Below are 19,705 nucleotides of genomic sequence, written 5' to 3'. Positions count from 1 at the left end.
CCTCGTTCGAGGCGCCCCCGTTCGCCCAGGATCCCCGCCGAATGAAGAGCCTCCACGATCTCGTCGCCCGCCTCGAAGCACTTCACGTCGAACTCTGGAACGACGACGGCTACCTGGGCTACAGCGCCGCGGAAGGCGTCCTCACGGACGAGCTGCTCGACGAGCTTCGTGAACACAAGGACGTGCTCCTCGCCATGCTGCGTGAAGGGCAGGGGACCGTCGCCCACGCCCCCCCTCGTCCTCTCCCTCACGCCGACGTGCTCCCCGTCTCGCAGGCGCAGCGTCGCCTCTGGTTCCTGTGCCAGCTCGACGGCGCGAGCGTCGCCTACAACATGCCCTTCGTCACGGCCCTCGACGGCCACCTCGACGCCCGGGCGCTCCAGCGTGCCCTCGACGAGATCATCCGGAGGCACGAGAGCCTCCGCACCACCTTCCGGTTGCAAGCGGAGGGCCCGGTCCAGGTCATCCATCCACCCGCCCCCCTCGACCTTCCCCTCCATGATCTCCGCAGCCTCGACGAGCCGGCCCGCGCCGCCGAGATCCAGCGCCGGATCGATCGAGCCGCGCACCAGCCCTTCGACATCGAGCGCGGCCCCCTCCTTCGAGCCCAGCTTCTGCGCCAGTCGGAGACCCGGCACGTCCTCTGCCTGGTCATCCATCACATCGTCGCCGACGGCTGGTCCATCGGCGTGTTCGTCCGGGAATTCGAGGCCCTCTATGGCGCCTTCTCCGCCTCGCGTCCTTCACCCCTCACCGAGCCCCCCCTCCAGTACGCCGACTTCAGCCGCTGGCAGGAAGAGCGCTTTCCCCCGAGCGCCGTCGAACGGCACCTGACCTACTGGAAACAGAAGCTCTCGGACGTCCAGCCGCTCCAGCTCCCGGCCGATCACCCCCGACCCGCCGTGGAGTCGTTCCGCGGCGACCACACCATCTTCCGCCTGGACCGAGGCCTCACCAGGGGCCTCCACGAGCTCGCCCAGTGCGAAGGCGTGACGCTCTTCATCACCCTCCTGTCCGCCTTCAACGTGCTCCTCGGGCGCTACTCGGGGCAGGACGATCTTGCCATCGCGTCGGGCACCGCCAACCGCAAGCACGCCGAGCTGGAAGGCCTGATCGGCTTCTTCGTGAACACGGTGGTCATCCGCACCGACCTCTCGGGCAACCCCACCTTCCGGACTGTGCTCTCTCGCGTGCTGGCGTCCGTCATGGAAGCCACCGAGCACGAAGACCTCCCCTTCGAGCGCGTCGTCGAGGAACTGAAACCGGAGCGGACCGCGAGCCACAACCCCCTCGCGCAGGTGGCGCTGACCCTCCAGAGCTTCGCGAGCAACCGTCTCACCCTTCCCGGGTTGACGACGTCACCCTGTGACTTCCGCTTCCGCACTTCGAAGCTCGATCTCATGCTCCTCGTCACCGAGGTCGATGGGGAGCTGGAGGTGGTCGTCGAGTACAACACCGACCTCTTCGAAGACGCCACCATCGCGCGCATGAGCGCCCACCTCCGCACGGTGATGGCCGCGATGGTCGCGGATCCCGGCGCTCGGATCGGCGACATTTCCCTTCTCACGACCGAGGAACGCCACCGCCTCCTCGTCGACTGGAACGACACGGCGCTCGCCTGCCCCGAAGCCGAGGGCGTCCATCACGCCTTCGAGCAGAACGCCGCACGACAGCCCGACGCCATCGCCGTCGTCTTCGACGGAGACCCCATCTCCCGCATCACCTACGGCGCCCTGAACGAGCGCGCGAACCAGCTCGCGCACCACCTGATCCAGCAAGGCGTCGGACCGGATGTGGTCGTGGGGATCCACGTCGAGCGCTCGATCACCATGATCGTCGCGCTCCTCGCCGTGCTCAAAGCGGGAGGCGCTTACCTGCCGCTGGACCCGACGTACCCGCAGCAGCGCCTCGCCTTCATCCTGGCCGACGCTGGCGCGCAGGTGATCCTCACGCAGGAGAAGTGGTTCGACGATCTACCGCCTCACACGGCCCGTGTGCTCGATCTGGACGCCATCGCTCCCCAGCTCGACGCGAACGCCACCAGCAACCCACCTCTCCGGGCCACCGCCGATCACCTCGCGTACATCATCTACACCTCCGGCTCGACGGGCAATCCGAAGGGGGTGCTGATCCCACGCCGAGACACCTGGAGCGTCGCCAGGGCGCTCGCGGAGACCTACGCGCTCACCCCCGAGAGCCGCGTCCTCCAGTTCGCTTCCTTGAACTTCGACGGCTCCGTCGTCGAGATCACCATGACCCTCTTCAGCGGCGCCGCGCTTCACGTGGCCCCCCAGGAGAAGCTCCTGCCAGGCGCTCCGCTCAACGCCTTCCTTCAGCGCCACGCCATCACCCACGTCCAGCTCGCGCCATCGCTCCTCGCCCGATTGCCCCCCGAAGGCCTCGAACACGTGCGAACCATCATGGTCGCGGGCGAGGCGAGCTCGGTCGGGACGGTCCGGGGCTGGCTCCCCGGCAGGCGCATCCTCAACGGCTATGGCCCCACGGAGACGACCGTGGGCGCCGCCATGATCGCCTTCACCGAGGCCGACGACGCCTACCTGGCAAAGCTCGACGCATTGCCCATCGGCCGCCCGTTCTACAACAAGCGCGTCTACCTCCTCGACGCGCGCCTCCAGCCCGTCCCCGTCGGTGTCCCGGGCGAGATCTACGTCGCCTCACCAGGGCTCGCCCGCGGCTACATCAACCGCCCGGCCGCCACGGCCGAGAAGTTCCTTCCCAACCCGTTCAGCGAGACCCCCGGAGAACGCATCTACAGGACCGGCGATCTCGCACGCTACCTGCCGGACGGCAACCTCGTCTTCCTCGGCCGCGTCGACAACCAGGTGAAGCTGCGTGGCCTGCGAATCGAACTCGAAGAGATTGAGAGCGCCCTGAAGTCGCACCCGCACGTGGGCGACGCCGCCGTCATCGTGCACGAAGCCCCCGCCGATCAGGCGACCAGCGAGCGAGACGGCAAGCGCCTCGTGGCTTACGTGGTCCCCCGGCGTGGATGGGAGCCCGAGGGGGCGCAGAGCGATCACATCGCGTCCTGGCAGACGCTGCACGAGCAGCTCCTCGATGAGTCTCAGGCCCCCGAGGACTGGTCGTTCAACATCACCGGCTGGAAGAGCAGCTACACCGGCGAAGCCCTGCCGGCCGCCGAGATGCGCCTCTGGGTGGAGTCGACCGTCGAGCGCATCCTCGCTCATGGCCCGAAGGACGTCCTGGAGATCGGCACGGGGACCGGCCTGCTGCTCGCACGCATCGCTCCGCGCGTCAGGGCCTACCTCGCGACCGACTTCTCCCTCGAAGCCATCCGCTACCTGGAGACGTGCAAGGCCCGGGCGCCCGAGCTGTCGAACGTCACCCTCCTGCAACGCATGGCCGACGATTTTACCGGCTTTTCGGCGGGACAGTTCGACACCATCGTCCTCAACTCGGTCGTGCAGTACTTCCCCACGCTCGATTACCTGAGCGCGGTGATCGAGGGAGCCCTGCGGGTGCTGAAGCCGGGCGGGACGCTCTTCCTCGGAGACATCCGGAACCTCGCCCTCCTGGACGCGTTCCATGCGTCCGTGCAGACGGCGAAGGCCTCTGGCACGCTCTCTCGCGACGAGCTGCGTTACCGGGTCCAGCAGGGCGTGATGAACGAGAACGAGCTGGTCATCGATCCACGCTTCTTCACCGCCCTCTCCCGGAAGTTCCCCCAGATCACCCACGTCGAGGTCACCCCGAAGCGAGGCCTGCATCGCAACGAGCTGACCCTGTTCCGCTACGACGTGGCGCTGCAGGTCGGCGGAACGCCGAAGGGCGCACCGACGATCACCTGGTTCGACTGGCGAGAAGAAGGCCTGACCTCGGACAGCCTGCCCCCATGGCTCTCGGACACGCTGGCCACCTCCCCGGATGCTGGCGTCGGCCTGCGCAGAGTCCCCAACGCCCGCCTGCAACCGGACCTCGCCATCCTGAGCTGGCTCGCGACCCGCGCCGAAGCGTCCCTCGATGCCTGGCGCGCACGCCAGCACGACGTTCCGGAGGGCTGCGCGCCGGAGGCCCTGTGGGCCCTGGAAACCACGTGGCCTGGCCGCGTCCACCTGAGCTGGGCCGCGGGTCACCCCGACGGAAGCTTCGATCTCGTCGTCACCCCACCCCAGGCCGAGCGACGTGCCCCCTGGAGTCCCGCCGTCGACCTCACCGACGAGCAGCTCTCGGCGTACGTGAACCATCCCCTCCAGGCGAAGGTCGTGCGCGAGACCCTGGGCCAGGAGCTGCGCCGATACCTCCAGGACAAGCTCCCCGCATACATGGTGCCGACGGTCCTGATCCCCCTCCCGGCGCTGCCGCTCACCTCCAACGGCAAGCTGGACCGCCGCGCCCTGCCTGCCCCCGACATCGAGCGCCGCAGCCGCGCGTCCACCTACGTCGCCCCGCGGAACGCGCGCGAGGAGACCCTCGTCGCCATCTGGAGCAAGGTGCTCGGCGTCGATCCCATCGGCGTCGAAGACAATTTCTTCGAACTCGGCGGCGACTCCATCCTGAGCATCCAGATCGTCGGCCAGGCCAAGCAGGCGGGGTTCAGCCTCACCTCCCGGCAGATGTTCGAGCACCAGACCATCGCCGCCCTGGCCGAGGTCGCCAGTGCCAGCAAGTCCATCCAGGCCGAACAGGGGCTCGTCGAAGGATCGATCCCGCTCACCCCCATCCAGCGGTGGTTCTTCGAGACCCACCAGGAGACGCCGGACCACTTCAACCAGGCCATCCTCCTGAAGGTCTCTGCCGACGTCTCGGCATCACGGCTGGAGCAAGCGTTCCATCACCTGTTCACCCACCACGACGCCCTGAGGATGCGCTTCTCTCGCACCGCCGACGGCTTCGAGCAGGTCAATCTCGGCCCCATCGAGGGCGTCACCGTCGACGTCATCGACCTCGCGCACCTCCCCGCCGCGGAACAGACCCGGGCCCTCACCGAGGCGGCGACGAGCTTGCAGCAGCGCCTGAGCATCACCTCGGGCCCCCTCTCGCGGATCGCCTTGATCCACCTGGGGGCGGAACAACCAGCGCGCCTGCTGTGGATCCTCCATCACCTCGTGGTCGACGGCGTCTCGTGGCGCATCCTGCTCGACGACCTCGTCACCGTGCTTCGCCAGCTCGAGGCAGGCCAGCCAGCGCGGTTTCCGCCCAAGACCACCTCGTTCAAGGAGTGGTCCGAGCGGCTCCACGCGACGGCCCAGCAGGAGCAAGCGAACACCGCATCCTCACGCGCTGAGCGGGATGCCTGGCGCTCCGTGCCCGTCCCCGCGTTGCCGCTCGATCACCCCCAGGGAACGAACCGCAAGGCCTCGGCGGCCCAGGTCCAGGTGGCCCTCTCCGTGGCCGACACCCACGCCCTGCTCCATGACGCGCCGAGGGCCTACGGCACCCAGGTCAACGACCTCCTCCTCACCGCACTCGCGCTGGCGTTCAACGCCTGGACCGGCGACGCGACCCTCGCGCTCGATCTCGAAGGTCACGGCCGAGAGGAGGACCTCGTCGGCGCCGATCTCTCGCGCACCGTCGGGTGGTTCACCACGATGCACCCCGTCGCGCTGCGCCTCCCGGGCCGCGAGCTGAGCCTCGCGCTGAGGGCCGTGAAGGAGCAGCTCCGCGCCCAGCCTGGCCGCGGCATTGCCTATGGCCTCTTCCGCTACGCGAGCGGGGAGGGGAGCCTCGCCTCCTGGCCTGCACCGCAGGTGAACTTCAACTACCTCGGCCAGCTGGACGCGATGACCGACACGGCGCCTCTCCTCGGCTTCGCCCCCGAGGAGATCGGACCCAGCGACGGGCCCACCGGAGACCGGACGCACCTGTTCCAGGTGAACGGCATGGTCAAAGACGGTTCGCTCCAGTTCACCTGGACCTACAGCCGCGAGCTGCATCGCCCGGAGACGGTGCAGAAGCTGGCGCACGACTTCGCCGAGACAGCGCGGCGGCTCACCCAGCATTGCCTCGCCCACGAGAGCCATCCCACGCCGGGGGACTTCCCGGCGGTCACGCTCTCCCAGAACCAGCTCGACGTGGTGCTCGACGCCCTGGGCGCGGATCGCGACAACGTCGCCGCGATCTACCCCCTCACATCGCTCCAGGAGGGCTTGCTCTTCCACAGCCTGTCGGCGGTTCCCGCGCCCGTCCCCGCCCTGGCGGATGAAGATGACGAGGAGGACGACGAACTCGATGAGGAGTTCGATGCGGAGGTCGACGAGGAAGATGAAGACGAGGAGGAGGAGGAGGACGACGACGGCGAGAACGTCTACGTCACCCAGCTCGTCTTTCGCATCCAGGGCCCCCTGGACGCCGAGAAGTTCCGCACGGCCTGGCAAGAGACCGTCCAGCGTCACCCGCTCTTGCGCTCACGCTTCGTCTGGGAGGGCTGCGAACGGCCGCTCCAGGTGGTGCTCCGCAGCGCCGACCTCCGCTGGGAAGAAGACGAACTGGAGGAGGATTCCTGGTCCTCCCCGCTGCGCGTCCACGCCCGCCGGGAACAACAGGCAGGGATGCTCCTCGATGAAGCCCCCCTGTTCCGCCTGAACCTCCTTCGCGCGGAGGACACGGAGCACCACCTCATCTGGACGTCACACCACATCCTGCTCGACGGCTGGAGCGGTCCCCTCATCCTGAAGGACGTCTTCGCCTCCTACGATGCCCAGCTCCTCGGGGAGTCGCGCACCGCGGCCGATCCGCCCCCCTACGAGGCCTACGTCGCCTGGCTGAAGCGACAAGACGGGACGGCGTCCGAGCGATTCTGGCGCGAGAACCTGCGCGGGTTCAGCGCGCCGACCCCACTCGTCGTCGACAACGAGGAGCCCACCGGGAAGCAGAAGCACCTCCATCACCGTTGCAAGCTCTCCGCCGAGACGAGCCAGGCCCTCAAAGCCCTCGCCGAGTCCTTTCGGGTGACGCTGAGCACCGTCTACCAGGCGGCGTGGGCCCTCTTGCTCCACCGCTACAGCGGCATGTCCGACGTGCTCTTCGGCGTCACCGTATCGGGCCGCGAAGCGGATGTGCCAGGCATCGAGGAGATGGTCGGGCTCTTCATCCGCACCGTCCCGCTCCGGCTCCACGTCGACGAAAGCCAGACGCTCGGCGCGTGGCTGAAGGAGGTGCAAGCGCGTCAGATCGAGCAGCGCGAGCACCAGTACGTCTCGCTGGTGGACATCCAGCGCTGGAGCGATGTCCCGGGAGGCACTCAGCTCTTCGACAGCATGTTCGTCTTCGAGAACTACCCGCTCGACAGCGCCTTGCTCGAACAGAGTGGCCTCCGCTTGACCGTCAGCACCATGGCGAGCCCGACGCACTACCCCCTCGTCATCGCCGTGGTGCCAGGTCGAACCGTGGAGACGCTCTTCGACCACGACACCTCGCGCCTGAGCAAGCACACCGTCGAGCGCCTCGCGGCGCACTGGGTAGAGCTTCTGACAGGGATGGCCAGGCGTCCCGACGCGCGGATCCACACGCTGCCTCACCTCACCAGCGCCGAGCGAGAGAAGCTCCTCGTGACGTGGAATGCGAGGCCTTACGTGGACGAACAGAGGAAGTACCGAGGGGAGGAGGAGCCCTTCGGCGAGGAGCTCGCGGCAGAGAGCACCTTCCTCGACCTCTTCCAGCACCATGTCGCGCAGACCCCTGACGCGCTCGCCCTCGTCGGTCCCTCCCTGCAGTCGACCGACGAGCGCCCGGTGTCACGGACCTACCGAGCGCTCTCCGCCCGCGTCCATCTGCTCGCGCGCCATCTCCGGGGGCTGGGCGTCGGGCCCGAGGTCACCGTCGGCGTCTGCCTGGACCGCTCCATCGAGCTGGTGATCGGCATGCTCGCCATCTTCGAGGCGGGGGGCGTCTACCTCCCCCTCGACCCCTCGCAACCGCTCGAGCGCCTCGCCTACCTCGTGTCCGATGCGCGGCCCGAGGTCGTCCTGACCCAGCAACGCTGGAACGATCGCCTCCCGGAGCAGGCCACCCGCCGCGTGGCGCTCGACACCGCGTGGGCGGAGATCGAAGCGCAGCCCGAGGTGTCGCACCAGCACAGGACCGCTGGCGACAACCTGGCCTACGTTCTTTACACGTCCGGCTCCACGGGCACCCCGAAGGGCGTCCAGGTGACGGTCGACAACCTGTCTCGCCTGACCCCGGCCCTCATCACGGCCTTCGACGTCACCCCGCGCAGCCGGGTCCTCCAGTACTCCTCGCTGAGCTTCGACGGATCCATCTCCGAGGTGGCGATGGCCCTGGGCGCAGGCGCCGCGCTCCACCTGGCGCCGGCGCACGAGCTGGTGCCGGGTCCTCCGCTCCAGAAGCTCCTCGCGACGCGCGCCATCACCCACGTGACCCTCTTGCCTGCGGCCTTGCGCTGGCTCTCGCCCAGGGGCCTGCCCGCGCTCGACGTCCTGATCGTCACCGGAGAGGCCTGCCCCGCCTCGCTCGTGCGCACCTGGGCCTCGGGAAGGCGTTTCGTCAATGCGTACGGTCCCACCGAGATCACCGTCGCCGCGACCGCCATGGAGTGCCCCGTCACCATGTTCCAGGAGACCGAGCAGCCCCCGCCCATCGGATGCCCCCTCCAGAGCACCGAGATCTACATCCTCGACGCGCACCTGCGCCCCGTCCCGGTGGGGGTCCCTGGTGATCTGTACATCGGCGGCGCCAAGCTCACGCGCGGCTACATCCACCGCCCCGCGCTGACGGCGGAGCGCTACATCCCGCACCCCTTCAGCGACCGACCCGGCGCGCGGCTCTACGTCACCGGCGACATCGCTCGCTACCAGCTCGACGGGACCATCGACTTCCTCGGCCGCCGGGACAACCAGGTCAAGGTACGCGGCTACCGCATCGAGCTGGGTGAGGTCGAGGCGGCCTTGAACGACCACCCCGGCGTCCGGGAAGCGGTCGTCGTCGCGCAGAAGGACGGGGCAGGGGACAACCGGCTCGTCGCCTACTGGGCGGCGAAGTCGACCCCCCCCACGACCACCGAGGCGCTGCGCGACGCCCTGAGCAAACGGCTCGCGGCGTACATGATCCCGTCGGTGTTCGTCCGCATGGACGCGCTCCCCCTCAATGCCACGGGCAAGATCGACCGTCAGGGCCTGCCTCCCGTCGACGACACGATGCTGGATCGCGAGCAGTTCGTCGCCCCGCGCACCGCGACCGAGGAGACGCTCACCGCCATCTGGTCCAGCACCCTCGGCGTCGCGCGTGTCGGCATCCGCGACGACTTCTTCAAGCTCGGCGGGCACTCCCTGCTGGCCCTGAACATCACCACCCAGATCCAGAAGCGCTTCGGTCACGTCATCACGGTCGACAGCATCTTCCGCGCGCCCACGATCGCGGTGCTCGCCCGGGTCATCGACGAGGCCCTCGCGCCCACGGGCGCACGCAGAGCGCTCTCCCTCGTCGTTCCCCTCCGCGAGCGCGGTACCAAGGTCCCCTTGTTCTTCGCTGCCGGCATGGGGATGCACGCCCACTATCTCCGGCCTCTGGCGGAGCACCTCGGCGAAGACCAGCCCTTCTATGCCCTCCAGTCCCCGGCGCAGGGAGGGGAGATCACGGACATGGCCACGCTGGTCGACACGCTGATCGGCGCCATCCAGCAGATCCAGCCCTCGGGCCCGTACCACCTCGGCGGACACTCGGCGGGCGCACGCATCGCCTTCGCGGTCGCCCTGGAGCTACAGCGTCGAGGCGCCGAGGTCCCGCTGGTGAGCATCGTGGACATGCGCCCCCCGGGCAGGGGCGCCACGTCGGACGAGAGCGCCGAGTGGACCCAGATCGGCGGGCTGATCGGCTACGTCACCATGATCAAGCAAGCCATCGGGGAGGGCGTGCTCTTCGTCACCCCGGAGGAGCTGCGAAAGCTCGATGAAGCCGCTGCCTGGCAGCGCACCCTCGATGCGTTCATCGCGGCGCGATGGATGCCGAAGGACGCCGACGTCGAGCAGCTCCAGCACCTGTGCGCCATGAACCAGAACGTCGTCCGGGTGGTCCGGGACCACGTCCCGACGGACACCCATCAGGGAAAACTCCTCGTCTTCTCCGCCGCGTTCGCCATGCGCAACGGTCGCCAGGTGAGCACGGAGGGTTGGCAAGCGTTCTGCGCGAACCCGGTGACGACGCACGAGGTCCCGGGAGACCACATGACGATGCTCCGGGAGCCGGACGTCCGGGGACTCGCCATCAAGCTACGCCGTGAGATCGACGAGCTCGCCCTGGAGCGCACGGACGAAGCGCCCGGGCTTCCGACCCCGCCCGAGTTTCCGGTGGTCTGGGAGCACCCCGAGGACGCGCGGATGCTGTGGGTCCATGACGTCACCCACTGCCGAGAGCAGATGACCCCCCTCGACTTCTGTCTCCGTCAGCAGGCGATGGTCGAGGGGAGCAACCTCGCCAACCTCGCGTACGGGGTCCCTTTCACCGGCGAAATCCGCCTGATCAACACGTACGTCTACCAGAAGATCATCCCGACCACCGCGTCGCCGACCGAGCTCGCCGCGGCGATGAAGCGAGCCGAGGCCAGCGTCGCCGCCCTCCTCCCCGACCTCGGGCGCTGGTGGACGGAGACCTTGCTGCCCGAGATCGAGGCGCACCTCGAAGCCCTGGATCCCGAGAACAATTACGACTTCGTCCACAGGCACACCCTCGTGGAGGCCCTCGCCGAGGCGCATCGTCGGACGGCGCGCCTCTGGGAGATTCATTTTCGCCTGCTCCAGCCGGTCATGCTGGCGATCAGCCGGTTCGTCGACCTTTGCAAGGACCTCTCCACGGACGACGACCCCATCGACCCCTACGCGCTTCTGGTCGGCTTCCCGAACAAGACCACCGAGGGCAACCGCGCCTTGTGGTCGCTCAGCCGGCTCGCCCTGGAGACCCCCGAGGTGGCCAGCATCCTGACCAGCAACGAGGCGTCGCGCGTCAGCTGGAAGCTCAGAAGCACACGCGGGGGGAGAGCCTTCGTCGCGCAACTCGATGCGTACCTCGCGACCTACGGTCAGCGAAACGACAGCACGTACCTCGACGCCCCCACCTGGGAAGAAGACCCGACGCCCGTCATTCGCAATTTGCAGGCGTACATGACGCAGCCGGAGCGCGATCTCGACGCCGAGCTGAACGCCCTCTCGGAGCAGCGCACACAGCGCCTCGATGCCCTCCGGGCGCGCCTCCGTCATTACCCGAGAGCCGTGGTGGACGAGTTCGAGCAGGCGCTCACCGCGGCGCAGACGGCCACGGTCCTCAGCGAGGATCACAACTACTGGATCGATTACAAGATCACCCACCGCCTTCGTCACCTGTGCCTCTACCTCGGTGAGCAGCTCAAGGACTGGGAGCTGCTCGGCGATTGCGAGGAGATCTTCTACTTGTCGATGGATGACGTGAGCCGAGCGGCGGTCGAGACGAAGCGAGGGGGACCATTCTCCGCCAACCAGCGCTTCTATCATCTTGCCTGCGCCCGGAAGGACGAGGCCAAGCGCTTCCACGGCGTTCAGCCCCCGCGCTTCCTCGGCACGCCATCCCCCTTGCCGGCCCTCCATGACGCACTCTCGCTCGCGAGCGCCAGGTTCACCGGCGTGGCACCGAGCCCTTCGAACGACGAGAAGGAAATCGTCGGCCTCTCCGGTGCCAAAGGGAAGGCCCGCGGCAAGGCCCGCGTCGCGCGCAACCTCGCCGACGTCCCCACCTTGGAGCCCGGCGAGATCCTCGTCGCCATGGCCATGCTCCCCGCCTGGACACCGCTCTTCGCCACCGTCGCCGCCATCGTCACCGACAGCGGTGGCATGCTGAGTCATGCCGCCGTCGTTGCGCGGGAGTACGGCATTCCCGCCGTCGTTGGAACGCAGGTGGGCACGCAGCGCATCCGTGACGGTCAGCTCGTCGAGGTGGATGGCGAGCGAGGCGTCGTCACGCTTCTTTGAACGGTTCCTCACTTGACATCGCGCACTGAATGTCAGGAAGTACACACCCAACATGCAATTGCCGAGTTCAACGAAGATCCTTGTCGTAGGTGGCGGCCCTGCCGGTTCGACGGCGGCAACCCTCCTGGCCCGTGAAGGCTTCGAGGTCACGCTCGTCGAGAAGGCCATTTTCCCTCGCTATCACATCGGCGAATCGCTGCTCATCTCCGTACAGCCGATCATCGACCTGCTCGGCGCACGCGAGGCCGTTGAAGCCCACGGTTTCCAGCGAAAAAAGGGCGTGCTCTGGGAGTGGGGAGGGGAGCGCTGGCTCTTCGACTGGAAGAAGCTCCGCTACGATTACACCTTCCACGTCAAGCGCGAGGAATTCGACGAGATTCTGCTCAGGAATGCGCAGAAGAACGGCGTCAAGGTATTCGAAGGGATCGACATCAGCCGCCTCGAATTCGACGGCGAACGCCCGGTCGCTGCGAAATGGTCGAAGTCGAGCACCGGTGAATCCGGCACGATTCAGTTCGAGTTCCTGCTCGACGCATCGGGCCGCGCCGGCTTGATGGCGACGCAATACCTCCGGTCGCGCATGTTCATGAAGGCATTCCAGAACGTCGCCACGTGGGGCTACTGGAAGGGGGCCACCATCCCCGAGGTCGAGGTCGAGGGACCGATCACCGTCGGCTCGATCCCCTACGGCTGGATCTGGGGCATCCCCCTGCGGGACCAGACGATGAGCGTCGGCCTCGTCATCCACCAGGAGCTGTTCAAGGAGAAGCGCGCGACCCAGTCCGTCGAGGAGATCTACCACGAGGGCCTCAAGGCCTCGCCGCTCTTCCAGGACGTCGTCCTCAAGGGCGCCACCCTCGAACCCCAGATCCGCACCGAGACGGATTACTCGTACATCTCGCGGACCTTGGCGGGACCCGGCTTCTTCCTCGTCGGCGACTCCGGCGCGTTCATCGATCCGCTCCTCAGCAGCGGCGTCCACCTGGCGATGCACAGCGCCCTCCTCGCCGCCGCGAGCGTGAAGAGCATCATCGCCGGCGAGGTCGACATGGCCAGCGCGACCGAGTTCTACCAGCGCTGCTATCAAGGCCACTTCCTCCGCTGGGCCCTGATCGTCGCCTCCTTCTACGAGGTGAACGCTCGCAAGGAGACCTACTTCTGGACGGCCCAGCAGCTCGCGCACGAGGAACTCGGCGTCTTCAACATGTCGCAAGCGGACATGAAGGATGTGTTCGCGACCATGGTCTCGGGCGTGGTCGATCTCGGTGACGCCCAGAACGCCGGACGCTTGCAGAAGGGCGCGGAGCGCGTCCACCAGTACCTCGACGACGACGGCCGCGAGGAGGACGTGACGGCGCTGCTGCAGAAGAGCAAGCAACGCATCTTCGAGTACCTGGATCGCGTCAAGAACCGCGACTCGCGGGCAGCGATGCAGCGCTACAAGGCCGGAGGCACCGAGACCTTCTCCATGGGCCTCGACGCCGACGGCGCCGTGGGTGGGCTCTACGTGACCACCGAACCGCGGCTCGGCCTCTTGCGAAAGGTGGTCGAGGAACGCGCAGAGGCGGCGACCGAAGCGCCAGCCCCGGCGGCGCCGCCTCCTGCGGTGGCCGAGGTCTGAGATGAGGCTCGCCGTGAGCGGGAGCGAGGGGGGAGACGCTCCTCATCACCGATCGCGGCGCGAGGCGCGCATGTCCCGGGAGCCTCTCCCTGGACGCGCGCCAGGATTGATCCGAGAACGACTGAGCTGACACGGGCGAGAGAAGTACTGCATGAAAATCACTGGCTCCAACCTGTCCATCTACGACGTCGCTGACGTCTGCATGAAACGCGCGACGGTCGAACTGGACCCGTCCCAGCTCGAGCGGGTGGCGGTCGCGCACGAGCGCACGCAGGCCTGGGGAGAGGCCCAGCACCCGATCTACGGCGTGAACACCGGCTTCGGTGAACTCGTGCCCGTCATGATCCCCAGGCAGCACAAGCGCGAGCTGCAGGAGAACCTGATCCGCAGCCACGCGGCCGGCGGCGGCGAACCCTTCGCCGACGATGTCGTCCGCGCCATCATGCTCGCCCGCCTCAACTGCCTCATGAAAGGCTACTCGGGCGCCAGCGTGGAGACGGTGAAGCTCCTCGCCGAGTTCATCAACCGCGGCATCCACCCGGTCATCCCGCAGCAAGGCTCCCTCGGCGCCAGCGGCGACCTCTCGCCCCTCTCTCACATCGCCCTGGCCCTCATCGGCGAAGGCACCGTCTCGTTCAAGGGCCAGGTCAGGAAGACCGGCGACGTCCTGCGGGAAGAGGGCCTCAAGCCCCTGGAGCTCGGCTTCAAGGGTGGGCTCACCCTGATCAACGGCACCTCGGCCATGACGGGCGCCGCGTGCGTCGCCCTCGGCCGCGCGTACCACCTCTTCCGCCTCGCGCTCCTCGCGACCGCGGACTTCGTCCAGTGCCTCGGCGGCTCCACGGGGCCCTTCGAGGAGCGCGGGCACCTCCCCAAGAACCACAGCGGCCAGGTGATCGTCGCCCGCGAGATCCGCAAGCTCCTCGCCGGCAGCCAGCTCACCAGCGACCACCAGGACCTCATGAAGGAGATGGTCGCCCGGAGCGGCGTCGGCAACGACGTCGTCGACACCGGGGTCTACCTGCAGGACGCCTACACGCTGCGCGCCGTGCCCCAGATCCTCGGCCCGGTCCTCGACACCCTCGACTTCGCCCGCAAGCTCATCGAGGAGGAGCTGAACTCCACCAACGACAACCCCCTCATCTTCGACGTGCCGGAGCAGACGTTCCACGGCGCCAACTTCCACGGCCAGTACGTCGCCATGGCCTGCGACTACCTGAACATCGCCGTGACCGAGATCGGCGTGCTCGCCGAGCGCCAGCTCAACCGCCTCGTCGATCCCAACATCAACGGCAAGCTCCCGCCCTTCCTCGCCTCGGCCCACAGCGGCCTCCTGTGCGGCTTCGAGGGGGGCCAGTACCTGGCGACCAGCATCGCCTCGGAGAACCTCGACCTCGCGGCCCCCTCGTCGATCAAGTCGCTCCCGTCCAACGGCTCGAACCAGGACGTCGTGAGCATGGGCACGACGAGCGCCCGCAAGAGCCTGCGCCTCTGCGAGAACGTCGGCACCATCGTCTCGACCCTGATCGCCGCGTGCAACCAGGCCGGCCACATCCTCGGCAACGAGCGCTTCAGCCCCCCCATCCGCGAGCTGCACGGCGAGCTGTCCCGCTCGGTGCCGCTGTACCAGGACGACTCGCCCATCTTCGAGCTCTTCCAGACGGTGCGCGCGTTCGTCGGCGGCGACGGGTTCCGCGCCCACCTCGTCACGCATCTCGACCTCGCGGCGACGACCGCGTCATCCTGAGCCGGGCAGGGGAAGGGCCGATGCGTGCGATCCTCTGGCTGGACGAGCCCGGATGCGACGATCCGGCGCTCGTCGGAGGCAAGGCCTCGGGCCTCGGCCGGTGGACGGCCCATCACCAGGTCCCACCGGGCTTCTGCGTGACCGCAGAGGCCCTGGCCCATTTCCCCGAGATCGCGGCCGAGCCCTTCCCCGAAGCCCTTCGAGGGCTCGTCGCCGACGCCTACGCCGCCCTCGGCGCGCGCTGCGGCACCCCCGAGCCCAACGTCGCCGTCCGCTCCTCCGCGGTCGACGAGGACGGTGCCGGCGCCTCCTTTGCGGGCATCTACACCACCTTCCTCAACGTGCGCGGCCTCGACGCCATCCTCGATGCCATCGCCCGCTGCCACGCTGCTGCCGCCGACCCGCGCGTGGCCGCATACCGTACCCAGCGCGGCCTGACCGGCGCAGGCATCGCCGTGCTCGTCCAGCAGCTCATCCCTGCCGACACCGCCGCGGTCGTGTTCTCCGCGAACCCCACCTCGGGCGCCACCGACGAGATCGTGATCAACGCGAGCTTCGGCCTCGGCGAGAGCATCGTCGGTGGCTCGACCACCCCGGACACCTGGATCCTGCGCAAGCCCGACCTGTCGCTCCTCCGGGCCCACACCGGCGAGAAGCAGAACATGACCGTCCTCTGCGAGGGCGGCACGCGCGAGGTCCCTGTCCCGCGGACCTTGCGCACCCGGCCGAGCCTCGACGAGCCCCTCGTCCAGCAGCTCGCCCAGCTCGCCCTCCGCCTCGAAGAAGCGGCGGGCAAGCCGGTCGACATCGAGTGCGCTTACCGGGACGGGCAGCTCTACCTGCTCCAGTGCCGCCCGATCACCACCCTCCGAGCCGAAGGCCAGCGCCCCCGGTCCTGAGCCGAGAAGGCCTCGATGTCCGCCCACCGCGCGTGGAAGCGGCGGTATCGAGCGGCATGAGGCCTCCGTCACCCGCCCCGGGGCCCTCTGCTCACGCGCGGTCCTTGCGCAGATCCTGGCGCAAGCGATCCGCCAGGACCGCCCGCATCTCGCGCGTGTCGTAGATCTTCGTCGTCCCCGTCCCCTTGAACGGCGCGTACGCGAACGCCGACGCCGGGACCTCCGAGAACACCACCTTGTACGTCCTGTTCTCGTCGAACGGCTCCCCCTTGATCCACCAGCCCCCGTTCCCATCGGGATCGATGTTGGCTCGGAGCTGATGGGCCCCCGTCCCCGCGGCCCCATCGCCCACCTGGAGCAAGGTGCGCAGCATCGGCCCGGGCATGTTGAGGAAGCTCAACCGGCCCCCGATCGGAAAGATCCGCACCACGTCGAAGTAGGTGATGTCGCCTTCCGGGATGATCCCGTCGATGCGCACCAGGCCCGAAGGCAAGATCGCCACGTCGGCCTGGGGCACCTCGGCGAGGAACGTCTCGATGATCAGCTTCGTCAGGTTGGTCACCCGGCTCCGCACGTCGGCCTCGTAGCCGATGAGCGGCTCGGGCGCGTACCCCACCACCTCGTCCGGGTCGTACCCCTGCGCGCGGAGCGTATCGAGCGTGATGTTCACCCACCGATCGACCGCCGCTGCCGTCTCCGGCTCGTCTGCGAAGCTCGCGTCGATGTGCACCAGCCGCGAGAACAGCTTGGTCACGCGCGTCTGCGTATCGAACCGGAAGTGGTGGACGAACGCGCTGCGGGCGTTCGAGTCGGCCTTGTAGATCGGGGTCGCATCGGCCCCCACGATGGCCTTCGCGGCCTCGTGCTCGTGGCCCCCGAGGAGCACGTCGAGGCGCGGCACCTCGATCCCGAGCTGCTTGTCGTGATCGAGGGTCAGGTGGGTCAGCGCCAGGAACACGTCCGCCTGGTTCGCGAGCGCGTTCACCTTCGCGCGCGCCGTCTCGATGGGGTCCTGGTACTGGACCCACGGCTTCTTCACCATGTCGATGCACACCCCGAGCAGGGCCACCCGCACCGCTTCCCCGCTCGCGTTCGTGAACTTCACCACGTCGTGCTCGTGGACGTTCGCGTACGGCTGCCCCGCTGCATTCTTGACGTTGGAGACCACCCACCTGAACCGGCTCTCCTCGACCCGAAGCAGGAAGTCGTCCTCGGTCAGATCGAACTCGTGGTTCCCCACCGCCGCATGGGTGAGCCCCGCGGCGTTCAGCGCCTCGATCATGTGCTGCCCGGCGTCGCCGGTCGTCGCCGAGATGACCGAAGGCGCCAGAAAGTCCCCGACCATCACCATCAGCAGGTTGGGGTTCTCCGCTTCGAGCTGCTTGCGCAGCGTCGCCACACGCGCGAGGCCGCCGTAGCGACCCCCCTCCACCGGCGCCGCCTCGTAGACGTCATTGAGCTGGATCACCGTGAAATCGACGACGTGATCCACGCCTGCGCCGCGGACCTCTTCCTCCGAATCGACGACGAGAAGCGTGATGGCATCCGCTGGTGCTGCTTGCTGCGTCATGGTCGCTCGCCTCCTCTCGGTCGGGTGAGCGTTCTCACCCAGACGCTACACGAACCCCCGAACCCCCTGGTCTGGGGTGACCCAGAGTACAGACGTACTGGATGCCACCCCACAGGAATTGCCGTGACGCGATGCCGTGATCACGACGCTCGAGACGCCAGGAGGTGCGGTGGCCTGGTGAGCGGCGTTTTGATTTTCTTCGTACGCCAGGAAACGGTCGACTACCCTCCCGCCGCGCGGGCGCCATGGCGAGGAGGACCCTCGCCGGACCGGGGTGCCCGGGGAGTGCGCGGGTGGAAACGGCGACATCGGCGAGCGCGGGCAGCTGGGTCAAGGTGCGGGACATCGAGCGCCTGCCCGCCAAGGAGACACGCCACTTCGTCCGGTGGTTCGAGCGCAAGGAGCCGGTGATCTTGACCGGCCTCGACCTCGATCTCGCCGCGTGGACGCCGGAGAGCATCGTCTCGCGCTGGGGGGAGAACCGCGTCCGGATCTGCAACCACGAGGGCGCCTCCGACCACGACCCGATGGGCTGGCTTCACGAGGTCTCCATCGCCGAGTACTTCGGCCGCCACTTCACCGCCGGTCAGGCGATGCGGATCATGGGCGCCTCGCTCGCGCAGCTCGAAGGCCGGGACGACATCTGCCAGCGGCTCGGCCTCGACGCCATCCGCCCCCCGTCGCTCGAGCAGTCCCGCAGCCTGTTCTTCGCCAGCGCCTCGGGGGGCGTGGTCCCGCTCCACTTCGACGTCGACTTCGCGCACATCTTCCTCGTCCAGGCCCACGGCGCCCGCGAGATCCGCCTCTTCGCCCCGGCCCAGTCGCGCAACCTCTACAAGTACCCGATGCGACCCCAGGCCTCCGTCGCCCTGGATCAGCCGGACTTCGAGCAGTTTCCTCGCCTGCAACGGCTGGAAGGCCACCAGTGCCGCCTCGTCGCCGGCGAGGTCCTCTACATGCCCGCCCGGTACTGGCACCTCGTGGAGTACACCGAGCCGTCGTGCGGGATGGCCATCCGCTTCCGCAAGGCCGGCTTCGAAGGGCGAACCCTCGCCTCCTACGGCAAGAACGTGGCGGCGCTGGACCTGTGGCTGCGGAGTCGCAGCTGGGGCGGCGCCTGGAGCAACCTCATGAAAGGGATGGCGCGCCTCTAGGCGGCCCGAGCCATGGCCAGAGACCACCTCTACCACCGCGAGTTCTTCGAGGCCCTCCGCGAGCACCCCCTGGGCGAGCGCGGGTGGGTGCAGCACCTCAAGAACATCCACGACGCCGCCGACGCCGCCGACGCCGCACCGTCACGCTTCGTCCGCTACCTCGATCGCGAACGCCGCTGCCACCCTTCCGACGTCTGGTCGGTCACCCTCACCGGCACGTACCGCGCCGGGCACCACTACAAGGGCATCTTCAACTGCAAGACGCCGTTCGACCTCCACCTCTACTCGCTGCTCCTCTGGGAGCTGAAGCCGAGGACGATCATCGAGCTCGGCTCGTTCCACGGCGGCAGCGCCCTCTGGTTCGCCGACCAGCTCTCGCTCCTCCACCACGGCGGGGTCGTCCACTCCTTCGAGCGCTTCGCCGAGCTGGTCAGCCCCCGCGCCGAGCACCCGTCCCTCACGTTCCATCGCGCCGATCTCAACGATCTCACGTCCCTCGACGCGAGCCTCTTCGAGCGCCTCCCGCACCCGTGGCTCGTCGTCGACGACGCCCACGCCAACGTCTGCAATGTCCTCCGCTACCTCGACGGTTTCGCGAAGGAGGGCGACTACTACGTCATCGAGGACATCACCTCGGACTTCAAGAGCGAGCGGTACGAGGAGATCGGCCAGACGGTGGACGCTTTGAACTACCTCGTCGACACCAGCTACACCGACAACTTCGGCTACAACCTGACCTGCGCGCCCAACGGCTGGCTGCGCAAGATGGGCTGATCCCAGC

Annotated in this window: 7 protein-coding genes; 6 read left to right on the top strand and 1 reads right to left on the bottom strand. The window is 68.0% G+C overall.

The features are described from left to right. The first annotated feature begins 41 nt into the window (after positions 1-41). The 4 genes from CMC5_RS23425 (at position 42) to CMC5_RS23410 (ending at position 16,200) form a co-directional block, all read left to right on the top strand. Positions 42-11,933, top strand: coding sequence for a non-ribosomal peptide synthetase (locus CMC5_RS23425; RefSeq protein WP_169796632.1), 11,892 nt, complete (start codon positions 42-44; stop codon positions 11,931-11,933). A gap of 52 nt (positions 11,934-11,985) precedes the next feature. Then, positions 11,986-13,554 carry an NAD(P)/FAD-dependent oxidoreductase gene (locus CMC5_RS23420; RefSeq protein ID WP_050432504.1) on the top strand — a complete coding sequence of 523 codons (1,569 nt, stop codon included), beginning with the start codon at positions 11,986-11,988 and terminating at the stop codon, positions 13,552-13,554. 151 nt (positions 13,555-13,705) lie between these two features. Next, positions 13,706-15,301, top strand: coding sequence for a tyrosine 2,3-aminomutase (gene cmdF, locus CMC5_RS23415; RefSeq protein WP_050432503.1), 1,596 nt, complete (start codon positions 13,706-13,708; stop codon positions 15,299-15,301). Positions 15,302-15,321: 20 nt separating this feature from the next. Then, positions 15,322-16,200, top strand: coding sequence for a PEP/pyruvate-binding domain-containing protein (locus CMC5_RS23410; RefSeq protein ID WP_050432502.1), 879 nt, complete (start codon positions 15,322-15,324; stop codon positions 16,198-16,200). Between the two features lie 91 nt (positions 16,201-16,291). Here the strand turns inward: CMC5_RS23410 and CMC5_RS23405 are convergent, their stop codons facing one another. Continuing rightward, a complete protein-coding gene (locus CMC5_RS23405) occupies positions 16,292-17,770 on the bottom strand; it encodes a bifunctional metallophosphatase/5'-nucleotidase (RefSeq protein WP_050432501.1) in 1,479 nt (492 codons plus the stop codon). A gap of 293 nt (positions 17,771-18,063) precedes the next feature. Here CMC5_RS23405 and CMC5_RS23400 point away from each other — a divergent pair, with 293 nt between their 5' ends. Together CMC5_RS23400 and CMC5_RS23395 are read left to right on the top strand one after the other, a co-directional pair. Then, complete coding sequence (locus CMC5_RS23400) at positions 18,064-18,924, top strand: cupin-like domain-containing protein (RefSeq protein WP_050432500.1); 861 nt, start codon at positions 18,064-18,066, stop codon at positions 18,922-18,924. Between the two features lie 12 nt (positions 18,925-18,936). After that, on the top strand, positions 18,937-19,698 hold the full coding sequence (locus tag CMC5_RS23395; protein ID WP_050432499.1) for a CmcI family methyltransferase: 762 nt from the start codon (positions 18,937-18,939) through the stop codon (positions 19,696-19,698). Positions 19,699-19,705 lie beyond the last annotated feature (7 nt).

It is taken from the genome of Chondromyces crocatus, assembly GCF_001189295.1.
GTDB lineage: Bacteria > Myxococcota_A > Polyangia > Polyangiales > Polyangiaceae > Chondromyces > Chondromyces crocatus.
This window is presented reverse-complemented; position numbering and strand designations above follow the sequence as displayed.